This window comes from Pseudomonas sp. IT-P100 (assembly GCF_949767185.1).
GTDB classification, from domain to species: Bacteria; Pseudomonadota; Gammaproteobacteria; order Pseudomonadales; family Pseudomonadaceae; genus Aquipseudomonas; species Aquipseudomonas fluorescens_B.
On record NZ_CATKQK010000006.1, the window covers coordinates 172,505 to 182,830 of the forward strand.

At 59.2% G+C, this 10,326-nt stretch carries 10 protein-coding genes; 4 read left to right on the forward strand and 6 right to left on the reverse strand.

Annotated elements, in window-relative coordinates; translation table 11 throughout:
• Window positions 1-10 precede the first annotated feature (10 nt).
• Complete coding sequence (locus ACM6IQ_RS05590) at window positions 11-1,099, forward strand: calcium:proton antiporter (RefSeq protein WP_414878227.1); 1,089 nt, start codon at window positions 11-13, stop codon at window positions 1,097-1,099.
• A 61-nt stretch (window positions 1,100-1,160) separates the two neighbouring features.
• Here the strand turns inward: ACM6IQ_RS05590 and ACM6IQ_RS05595 are convergent, their stop codons facing one another.
• The 3 genes from ACM6IQ_RS05595 to ACM6IQ_RS05605 form a co-directional block, all read right to left on the reverse strand.
• Window positions 1,161-2,519 carry an 8-oxoguanine deaminase gene (locus tag ACM6IQ_RS05595; RefSeq protein WP_414878228.1) on the reverse strand — a complete coding sequence of 453 codons (1,359 nt, stop codon included), beginning with the start codon at window positions 2,517-2,519 and terminating at the stop codon, window positions 1,161-1,163.
• A gap of 252 nt (window positions 2,520-2,771) precedes the next feature.
• On the reverse strand, window positions 2,772-3,458 hold the full coding sequence (locus ACM6IQ_RS05600; RefSeq protein WP_017336400.1) for an SDR family oxidoreductase: 687 nt from the start codon (window positions 3,456-3,458) through the stop codon (window positions 2,772-2,774).
• A gap of 25 nt (window positions 3,459-3,483) precedes the next feature.
• Window positions 3,484-3,834, reverse strand: coding sequence for a MerR family transcriptional regulator (locus ACM6IQ_RS05605; RefSeq protein ID WP_017336401.1), 351 nt, complete (start codon window positions 3,832-3,834; stop codon window positions 3,484-3,486).
• A gap of 85 nt (window positions 3,835-3,919) precedes the next feature.
• Between ACM6IQ_RS05605 and ACM6IQ_RS05610 the strand changes: the two genes are divergently transcribed.
• Window positions 3,920-4,345, forward strand: coding sequence for a hypothetical protein (locus ACM6IQ_RS05610; protein ID WP_414878229.1), 426 nt, complete (start codon window positions 3,920-3,922; stop codon window positions 4,343-4,345).
• Window positions 4,346-4,805: 460 nt separating this feature from the next.
• On the opposite strand, the gene ACM6IQ_RS05615 is transcribed toward ACM6IQ_RS05610, so the two are convergent.
• From ACM6IQ_RS05615 to ACM6IQ_RS05625, 3 genes are all read right to left on the reverse strand, one after another.
• A complete protein-coding gene (locus ACM6IQ_RS05615; RefSeq protein WP_017336403.1) occupies window positions 4,806-5,387 on the reverse strand; it encodes an IMPACT family protein in 582 nt (193 codons plus the stop codon).
• 7 nt (window positions 5,388-5,394) lie between these two features.
• The gene (locus ACM6IQ_RS05620) at window positions 5,395-6,045 is read right to left on the reverse strand and encodes a TetR/AcrR family transcriptional regulator (protein WP_017336404.1); all 651 of its coding nucleotides are present in this window, start codon (window positions 6,043-6,045) and stop codon (window positions 5,395-5,397) included.
• A gap of 98 nt (window positions 6,046-6,143) precedes the next feature.
• On the reverse strand, window positions 6,144-7,064 hold the full coding sequence (locus ACM6IQ_RS05625; RefSeq protein ID WP_008031360.1) for a LysR family transcriptional regulator: 921 nt from the start codon (window positions 7,062-7,064) through the stop codon (window positions 6,144-6,146).
• 124 nt (window positions 7,065-7,188) lie between these two features.
• On the opposite strand from ACM6IQ_RS05625, the gene ACM6IQ_RS05630 reads away from it, so the two are divergent.
• Both ACM6IQ_RS05630 and ACM6IQ_RS05635 read left to right on the forward strand, forming a co-directional pair.
• Complete coding sequence (locus tag ACM6IQ_RS05630; RefSeq protein WP_414878230.1) at window positions 7,189-8,538, forward strand: aspartate aminotransferase family protein; 1,350 nt, start codon at window positions 7,189-7,191, stop codon at window positions 8,536-8,538.
• Window positions 8,539-8,602: 64 nt separating this feature from the next.
• Entirely contained in the window at window positions 8,603-10,096 is a 1,494-nt protein-coding gene (locus ACM6IQ_RS05635) for a CoA-acylating methylmalonate-semialdehyde dehydrogenase (RefSeq protein WP_008031364.1), read from the forward strand.
• Window positions 10,097-10,326: the final 230 nt, after the last annotated feature.

Sequence of the window (10,326 nt, forward strand, 5' to 3'; positions counted from 1 at the left end):
AAGGCCTGCAATGCTCACATTCCTCAAGCAAGAAAAATTTCTGCTGTTGGCCCTGATCGCCGCCTTCATCGCTTACCCGATGGAACACTGGATGCTGCACAGCGGCCAGCCCATAGCCCTGACTGCCGGTCTCGTGCTGATCGCCTTCATCGTCGCCGCATCCATGCGCGTCGCCCATCACGCCGAACTGCTGGCGGAAAAAGTCGGCGATCCCTACGGCACGATGATCCTGACCCTGGCGGCGGTGCTGGTGGAAGTGGTGATCCTGGCGATCATGATGAGCAACGAAGCCTCGCCGACGCTGGTGCGCGATACGATTTACTCGGCGGTGATGCTCGACATCAACGGCATCATCGGCCTCGCGGCATTGATGGGCGGGATCAAGCACGGTGAACAGTCCTACAACGATGACTCGGCGCGCAGCTACAGCGTGATGATCCTCACCGCCATGGGCGTTTCCATGGTGGTGCCGGAGTTTATTCCCGAGGCGAACTGGAAGCTGTATTCCGCGTTTACCATTGGCGCGATGGTCGTGCTTTACACCCTGTTCCTGCGCATGCAGGTCGGGCCGCACAGTTATTTTTTCAGCTACAGCTATCCGGAAAAACGCCGCAAAAGAGTCCCGGAGGAAGCACCTGAATCGGTCAATCTCGCGCTGAGTATCGGGACGTTGGTGTTGGGTGTGGTGGTGATCGGCGCATTGGCCGAGGTGATGTCCAAGACCCTGGACCTGGGCCTGGAAGGGACGGGCGCACCGCCGGTGATCACGGCGATTCTGGTGGCGGCGATTTCCGCGGCGCCAGAGATTCTGACGGCGTTGCGCGCAGCGCTGGCCAACCGTATGCAGTCGGTGGTAAACATTGCGATGGGCGCATCGCTGTCGACGGTGATCCTGACGGTGCCGGTGATGGAAGCGATGGCGCTCTACACCGGTCAACCGTTTCAGATGGCGATGACGCCGGTACAGACAGTGATGATCTTCCTCACCCTGATCGTCAGCGCGATCAATCTCAATGACGGCGAAACCAATGCCATCGAAGGGATGACCCACTTCGTGTTGTTTGCGACGTTCATCATGTTGTCGCTGCTCGGTCTCTGAACTTTCCACAAATCCAACGTGGGAGCGGGCAAGCCCTCTCCCACATTAGGTATGTGTTGTATCAGGTACCGGCGATCAACTGCCGGGCCGCCTGGCTGTGATCCGCAATCAACCCCTTCAGATCAAGCCCCTCGACCTGCCCGTCAATCACTCGCCACTGGCCGCCGACCATCACCCGATCCGCCCGGTCCGCACCACACAGCAGCAACGCCGACACCGGATCATGACTGCCGGAAAACCGCAGCTCATCCAGCTTGAACAACGCCAGATCCGCCTGCTTGCCCACTGCCAGCTCACCAATATCGGTACGCCCGAGCAAACTCGCCGAGCCCTTGGTCGCCCATCCCAGCACCAATTCCGGGGTGATCTTCTCGGCGCCATAACGCAAGCGCTGAATGTAAAGCGCCTGACGGGTTTCGAGCATCATGTTCGACGCATCGTTGGACGCTGAACCGTCCACGCCCAGCCCGAGCAACGCGCCGGCGGCGGTCAGGTCCAGTGTCGGGCAAATGCCGGAGGCCAGGCGCATGTTCGAACTCGGGCAATGGCAAATGCCTGTGCCGGCCGCGCCGAGGCGGGCGATTTCGTCCGGGTTGAAGTGGATGCCATGGGCGAGCCAGGTGCGCGGGCCGAGCCAGCCGACGCTGTCCAGGTAATCCACGGTACGCAGGCCGAAGCGCTGCAGGCAGAAGTCTTCTTCGTCGAGGGTTTCGGCCAGATGCGTGTGCAGGCGCACATCGAGCTTGTTCGCCAGCTCGGCGCTGGCCGACATGATTTCCGGGGTCACCGAGAACGGCGAGCACGGCGCCAGGGCGATCTGGATTTGCGCGCCATCGCCACGCTCGTGATATTCGGCGATCAGGCGCTGACTGTCGTCGAGAATCACTTCGCCTTCCTGGACCGTTTGCTGCGGTGGCAGGCCGCCGTCCTTTTCGCCGAGGCTCATTGAGCCGCGCGTGAGCATGGCGCGCATGCCCAGTTCGCGGACACTCTCGACCTGCACGTCGATCGCGTTTTCCAGACCCTGCGGGAACAGGTAATGGTGATCGGCCGCGGTGGTGCAGCCAGACAACAGCAACTCGGCCAGCGCGACTTTTGTGGCGAGGGCAAGTTTTTCCGGGGTGAGTCGTGCCCAGACCGGGTACAGGGTTTTCAGCCACGGGAACAACGGCTGATTGACCACCGGTGCCCAGGCACGGGTCAGGGTTTGATAGAAGTGGTGATGGGTGTTGATCAGTCCCGGCAGGATCACATGCTCGCGCGCATCGAAGACTTGTCCACAGGGCGCGGAAGGTTGCTGGCCGGCGGCGAGCACTTCGACGATCAGACCGTCTTGCACAACCAGCCCGCCACGGGCATCGAGGTCATTGGCAGTGAAGATCGCGAGGGGATTTTTTAACCAGGTACGGGTCGCAGGCATGTTGGCCGGCTCCTCTGAAAGTGGGTTCAGGTTAGCCAGCTCAGTGATTACCCTGTCTGCTGATCCAGGGTCGCCGCAAGGGACGAGGTGCGGAGTTTCAAACAAAACCGCGTGGTGGGCAAGCCCGGCCCGACCAGACGATAAAAATCCTGTGGGGTCCGGGCTTGCCCGCGATGCATGCACCTCGGTCTTTCAGGTCTTCCCAGGTGACGCCATCGCAGGCAAGCCAGCTCCCACAGGGGGACGCAGTGACTACCAGGGAATGGTTTCACCTCTGTAATTCACAAAGTGATGCCCGCCCTTGCCGACATACGCATTCACCTGATCAACCAGCCCACGCGTGCTGGTTTCCACATCGATATCAGCGCCTTCGCCGCCCATGTCGGTCTTCACCCAACCCGGATGCAGCGACAGCACGGTCAGTTTCTGCTCGCCCAATTGCGTCACGAAACTGCTGGTCATGGAGTTCAGTGCCGCCTTGCTCGCCTTGTACAACGCCAGCTCCGGCGCGTCCGGCATGGTTACGCTGCCGAGCACCGAGCTCATGAACGCCAGCACGCCGCTTTCCGGGCGGATTTGCCCGACAAAACGTTGTGCCAGGTTGATCGGTGCCACCGCGTTGGTAAAAAACAACTGGCCCACTTCAGCCAGCGTCGCGCCGCCCGGTGTTTGTACTTCCGGCCCCTTGACCCCGGCATTCACGAACAGCAGATCAAACACTTCGCCCTTGAGTTGCTGGCTCAACGCGATGACGGCCTGCTGATCATCCATGTCGAGTTTTTCGATCCGCACCGTTCCCAATGCCTTCAAGGCGTCGGCATTCTGCGGGTTACGCACAGTGGCGGTGACTTGCCAGCCGTCGGCGAGCAGGGTCTTCACCAGACCGAGGCCCAGGCCCCTGGAGGCGCCGATGATGAGTGCGGTTTTTGCCTTGGACATGAGTGGCTTCCTTGAGAAGTGAGAATCATGGATTCAATGGACAACGTTGACCAAGACGTTGCTGCAACTCGTGTCGCAGCGCGCCAAGTTCATCCATTCGGGTTTCGATCAGTTTGAGTTTGTCTTGCAGCAGTTGGGTGACGGCGCTGTCCGGGTCGGGCGACTGCCACAACGTGGCGACGCTATTGCCGATTTCGCCCAGGGTAAAACCCAGCCGTTGAGCGGTCTTGATGTACAGCACCAGTTGCACCACGTCCGGCGGATAATCGCGATAACCGTTGGCGCTGCGTTGCGCGGCGATCAATCCGCGTTGCTCGTAGAAGCGCAGCGTGTCGCGGCTGACCGCGCTGGCCTGGGCTAATTCACCGATGCGCATCCTGACGTCTCGAGAGGGGGGCTTGACCCTGGAGCATACTCCAGGCTTTAGCCTTGTTGCTCCCTGAATTTATGGAGCAATGCCGATGTGGACTTCAACGCAATATCGCCGGTTGGTGCGTGGTAGCGCCTGGTATGACTTGATCGTGACGGCGGCGTTTGTCACGCCGTGGACATTTGCGGCGTTGCACGGCGTTTTGACGGGGGTGAGCCGGGCGTTCGACTTACCCGGAGAACTGCCGGCATTCGAACCGATGCACATGCTGATGGCGAACCTGTTGGGATCGATTGTGTGCATTTGGGCCGTGCTGCGGATTCGTGATCCGCAGCAGGTGTTTGGTCGGTATGACGCCGTGGGCCGGTTTCTGTTTTCGGCTTGGCAACTCTATGCCTTGCTGCATGGCGCCAGTTCGCTGTTGGTGATTTTTTTGTTCTTTGAATTGGCGTGGGGTGTGGTTCAGGTCCTGCCTGTGGATAAAACAGTGACCTGGCCATTGAGACAGGAAATTTGAAATCTCATGGCGACCAAGGCCTCAAGGGCGCTGCCTCGCCACCTTTCAATTGGCAGGCAGGCACCACTTGAGGGCGAAGTCGTTGGTCGAGCTCTGTTTTTGCTCATCAAGCTTTGGTCAAAAAACGAGCAACCCGGCGCGAGCCATGCCGGACATGGGGCCGCGACAGCCATGAACGGGTTATCCACAGATTGCTCCACAGTATTTGTGCGCAAGCGCAAAGCCCGGGCATAAGCATTGAGCGGCTTTCTTCTAAAGGTGATAAACCACGCTAACTGGTTGTTTTTACGTGGATTTAGTCTTGGTGGTGGCAAATTGGGCGAAAAATGAGCAATGCCCGCAAAGCCGCATGACAGAAGGGTTACAGCGGTATGTGCTCAGGTTATCCACAGCCGGGTGCACAGTAGATGTGGGCAACTGTGACAGTTCGACGAAAGGGCAATGGGCGTTGTTGGTGCGATCAGCGTTGCAACAGAATGCGTCCGCGACTCAAATCTGCGAGCTGGGTTTGCAGGGTTTCGATCTGCGCTTCGCCCATTGCTAACTGCAGCTCTACACCGTTCGCCGTGAACGTCTCTTCCACTACCAGGCCACCGAGCTCCGCCACCCGAAGCTTCACCAGCGTCAGTTCAGCAAACCCGCAGGCGCAACTCACCGGCACTCGGCTGATCAGCTCTATCTTCGGCGCTGCTTGCAGGCACTTGTTGGCGCCACCGCCATACGCCCGTGCGAGCCCGCCGGTGCCCAGTTGAATGCCGCCATACCAGCGGATAACCAGCACGGCGACCTGATCGCAATCCTGCGCCTCGATCGCCGCGAGAATCGGTCGACCCGCCGTGCCGCCCGGTTCGCCATCATCGGTGCTGCGGTATTGAGCGCCGAGCTTCCATGCCCAGCAGTTGTGCGTGGCATTCAAATCACTGTGCTGTTCGATAAATGCCTGGGCTTCAGCAGGGCTGCTGATCGGCGCGGCGAAGGTGATGAAACGGCTTTTGCGAATCTCTTCGCGGTATTCGCAAAAGCCGCTGAGGGTAAAAGGCATAAGAGTCTTAAATAGCTGGAGTCAGGCCGCAGCCTTTGAGAATGATGCGGATCAGGTTATCGCTGGCATCTTCCATGTCTTGCTTGGTCAACTTGGTTCGGCCGCTGACCCGGCAAATTTGCGTGGCGAAATCGGCGTAATGCTGGGTGCTGCCCCACAACAGGAAAATCAGGTTGACCGGGTCGACCGGGTCCATTTTTCCGGCGTCGATCCACGCCTGGAACACCGCCGCCCGGCCCTGGAACCAGGCGCGGTAGTCCTGGTTGAAATACTCGGTCAGGCATTCGCCGCCGCTGATCACTTCCATCGCGAAGATCCGCGAGGCCTGCGGTTGCCGGCGGGAGAATTCCATCTTGGCGCGGATGTATCGCGTCAGCGCTTCGGCCGGGTCATCTTCGGCGGTCAGGGTGTTGAACGTGCTGTCCCACAACTGAAGGATGTTGCTCAGCACCGCCACGTACAAACCCAGTTTATTGGTGAAGTAGTAATGCAGGTTCGCCTTGGGCAACCCGGCATTCAGGGCGATGGTGTTCATGCTGGTGCCTTTGAACCCGTGTCTGGCGAACTCGTCTTCGGCGGCTTTGATGATGGTCTCTTCGTTCTTCTGACGAATGCGGCTGGCAGGTTTGCCGCCGTGAGCGGGGACTTCAAAGGTCATAGGCACTTCCGGACAGGTGGGTGGGTGCAACCAAGTGCGTTGATAGCGCACCCATGGGGATCCGACAAGTCCTGACGCAATAAAAGCCCCGCGACGTTCTATCGTGTCGCGGCCAGGCTCTCCAAAAAGCTTTCCAGCACCAAATGCGGGCGACGTCCCTTGCGCGTGACCGATGCGAGGCTGAGGTCATAGAAGCGCGCTGTAGGTTTCAGTGCGCGCAAACGACCTTGTTGAACCCAGAGGCTGGCGTAGTGATCGGGCAGGTAGCCGATATAGCGTCCAGTGAGAATCAGGAATGCCATGCCTTCGCGGTCCGATGCACTGGCCGTGCAGTTGAGGGCCTGGTAATGCGCCTGGATTTCGGCAGGCAAGCGGAAGGTCGGGGCGATGGCGTCCTGACTGTTCAGGCGTTCATCGTCCAGTTGTTTGTCGTCGACGTAGAACAAGGGATGCCCGACCGCGCAATACAGCAACGAGCGCTCGCTATAGAGCGGCTGATACTCCAGGCCTGACAGCGCGCTGGCCTGCGGCACCACGCCGACATGCAAGCGACCGTCGAGCACACCTTGTTCGACTTCGTTGGGCGCGATCATGCGGATTTGAATCTGCACGTCCGGTCCACGTTCCTTCAATTGCGCCAGGGCGTGGGTGATGCGCATGTGGGGCAGGGTGACGAGGTTGTCGGTCAGGCCGATGGTCAATTCGCCGCGCAGGTGTTGGTGCAGACCGTTGACCTCGGTGCGGAAACTTTCCAGCGCACTTAATAGCTGTAATGCGGACTGGTAGACCTCGCGACCTTCCTCGGTCAGGGAAAATCCGGCGCGACCGCGTTGGCACAGGCGCAGACCGAGGCGCTGTTCCAGGTCACTCATCTGTTGGCTGATCGCCGAACGGCCAATCCCGAGCACTGATTCCGCTGCAGAAAAACCGCCGCACTCCACCACGCTGCGAAAAATCCGTAGCAGGCGGATATCAAAGTCGCTGACTTGTGCCAGCGGATCGGGGCGACGAGTGCTCATAGTTTAGTGATGGCCTGACTGAACGTTAGAAAAGTTGGATTTCACAGACTTTATCCCCGTGGCAATTTAGCTGCAAGAACGCTTTTCATCTCCACGCCGCTTATTGCCTTGCGAGGTTTTGCCCATGAACTTGCCTGAAAACGCCCCGTCTTCCCTGGCCAGCCAGCTCAAGCTCGATGCTCACTGGATGCCCTACACCGCCAACCGGAATTTCCAGCGCGATCCGCGACTGATCGTGGCGGCTGAAGGCAGTTGGCTGACGGACGACAAGGGCCGCAAGGTCTACGATTCGCTGTCCGGTCTGTGGACCTGTGGCGCCGGGCACACCCGCAAGGAAATCCAGGAAGCGGTAGCCAAGCAATTGGGCACCCTCGATTACTCGCCGGGCTTCCAGTACGGTCACCCGTTGTCGTTCCAGCTGGCCGAGAAAATCACAGACCTGACGCCGGGCAATCTGAATCACGTGTTCTTCACTGACTCGGGTTCCGAGTGTGCGGATACCGCGGTGAAAATGGTCCGCGCTTACTGGCGTCTGAAAGGCCAGGCAACCAAAACCAAAATGATCGGCCGTGCCCGTGGTTACCACGGCGTGAACATCGCCGGCACCAGCCTCGGCGGCGTCAACGGCAACCGCAAAATGTTCGGTCAGGCGATGATGGACGTTGATCACCTGCCGCACACCTTGCTGGCAAGGAATGCCTATTCTCGTGGCATGCCGAAAGAGGGCGGTATCGCTCTGGCCGATGAGCTGCTCAAACTCATCGAACTGCATGACGCTTCGAACATTGCTGCTGTATTTGTTGAACCAATGGCCGGCTCCGCTGGTGTGCTGGTTCCGCCTGAGGGCTACCTCAAGCGTCTGCGCGAGATCTGCGATCAGCACAACATCCTGCTGGTGTTCGACGAAGTGATCACCGGTTTCGGCCGTACCGGCTCGATGTTCGGCGCTGACAGCTTCGGCGTGACCCCGGACCTGATGTGCATCGCCAAGCAAGTCACCAACGGCGCGATCCCGATGGGCGCGGTGATTGCCAGCTCCGAGATCTACCAGACCTTCATGAACCAGGCGACGCCTGAATACGCCGTGGAATTCCCGCACGGTTACACCTACTCCGCGCACCCGGTGGCGTGCGCCGCAGGCCTGGCAGCACTCGACCTGCTGCAAAAGGAAAACCTGGTGCAGAGCGTGGCCGACGTCGCGCCGCATTTCGAAAATGCGCTGCACGGCCTGAAGGGCTCGAAAAACATCATCGACATTCGTAACTACGGTCTGGCTGGTGCGATCCAGATTGCCCCGCGTGACGGCGACGCCATCGTGCGTCCGTTCGAAGCGGGCATGGCGCTTTGGAAAGCCGGGTTCTACGTGCGCTTCGGCGGCGACACCCTGCAGTTCGGCCCAACCTTCAACAGCAAGCCGCAAGACCTTGATCGCCTGTTCGACGCGGTCGGCGAAGTGCTGAACAAAATCGACTGATTTTCCCTTCTATATAGAGGCGTCCGTTGACGGGCGCCTGTGGACAACTTTTCTGGAGCCCCGCATGAGCCTTATTCCGCATTTGATCAATGGCGAACTGGTGACCGAAGACGGTCGCACGGCTGACGTGTTCAACCCGTCCACCGGCCAGGCGATCCATAAGCTGCCTTTGGCCAGTCGCGAAACCATTCAGAAAGCCATCGATTCGGCCAAGGCTGCGTTCCCGGCCTGGCGCAATACTCCGCCGGCCAAGCGTGCTCAGGTGATGTTCCGCTTCAAGCAACTGCTGGAACAGAACGAAGCACGTATCGCCCAACTGATCAGCGAAGAGCACGGCAAGACGCTGGAAGATGCTGCCGGTGAACTGAAACGCGGTATCGAGAACGTCGAGTTCGCGTGTGCAGCGCCGGAAATCCTCAAGGGCGAGTACAGTCGTAACGTCGGCCCGAACATTGATGCCTGGTCGGACTTCCAGCCGTTGGGCGTGGTTGCCGGCATTACGCCGTTCAACTTCCCTGCGATGGTGCCGCTGTGGATGTATCCGCTGGCGATCGTCTGCGGTAACTGCTTCATCCTCAAGCCGTCCGAGCGTGATCCAAGTTCGACACTGTTGATCGCTCAGTTGCTGTTGGAAGCCGGTCTGCCTAAAGGTGTGTTGAGCGTTGTGCATGGTGACAAGGCTGCGGTAGATGCGCTGATCGAAGCGCCGGAAGTCAAAGCGTTGAGCTTTGTCGGTTCGACGCCGATTGCCGAATACATCTACGCCGAAGGCACCAAGCGCGGCAAACGCGTTCAGGCACTGGGCGGCGCGAAGAACCACGCGGTGCTGATGCCGGATGCAGATCTGGATAACGCCGTCAGCGCACTGATGGGCGCGGCGTACGGTTCGTGCGGTGAGCGTTGCATGGCGATCTCGGTGGCTGTGTGCGTCGGTGATCAGGTGGCAGATGCTTTGGTGGCCAAACTGACGCCGCAGATCAAGGCATTGAAGATTGGCGCAGGCACCACTTGTGGCTTGGACATGGGGCCATTGGTCACCGGTCAGGCTCGTGACAAAGTCAGTGGCTATGTAGAAGACGGTGTTGCGTCGGGTGCAACCTTGGTCGTCGATGGTCGTGGTCTGAGTGTGGCCGGTCATGAAGAAGGTTTCTTCCTGGGTGGCTGTCTTTTCGATAACGTCACCCCGGAAATGCGTATCTATAAAGAAGAGATCTTCGGGCCAGTGTTGTGCGTTGTCCGGGTCAACAGCCTGGAAGAGGCGATGCAGCTGATCAATGATCACGAGTATGGCAATGGCACCTGCATCTTTACCCGTGATGGGGAAGCGGCGCGGTTGTTCTGCGATGAGATCGAAGTCGGTATGGTCGGCGTCAACGTGCCGTTGCCAGTGCCAGTGGCGTATCACAGCTTTGGCGGTTGGAAGCGTTCGCTGTTCGGCGACCTGCATGCGTATGGCCCGGATGGCGTGCGCTTCTACACCCGTCGCAAAGCCATCACCCAGCGCTGGCCGCAGCGTGCGAGCCATGAAGCGTCGCAATTTGCGTTCCCGAGCTTGTAAGTAGAAGGGAAGAAGGCCGAGCCCCCTGGGGCTCGGCCTTCGTGTTTACGGGCTTTTTTGACCTGTATGACAGAAATGTGAAATCAGGGGTTGACGGCAGATTCTGGAAGTCTATAATTCGCCCCACTTCCGGCGCAGTCGAAACGGAAAACTCCTTGGTAAACAAAGAGTTACGCAGTTTTCGGCAGCGAGTTGCTTCAGTTCATCGAAGCCCAGAAGGAGTTGGTCAG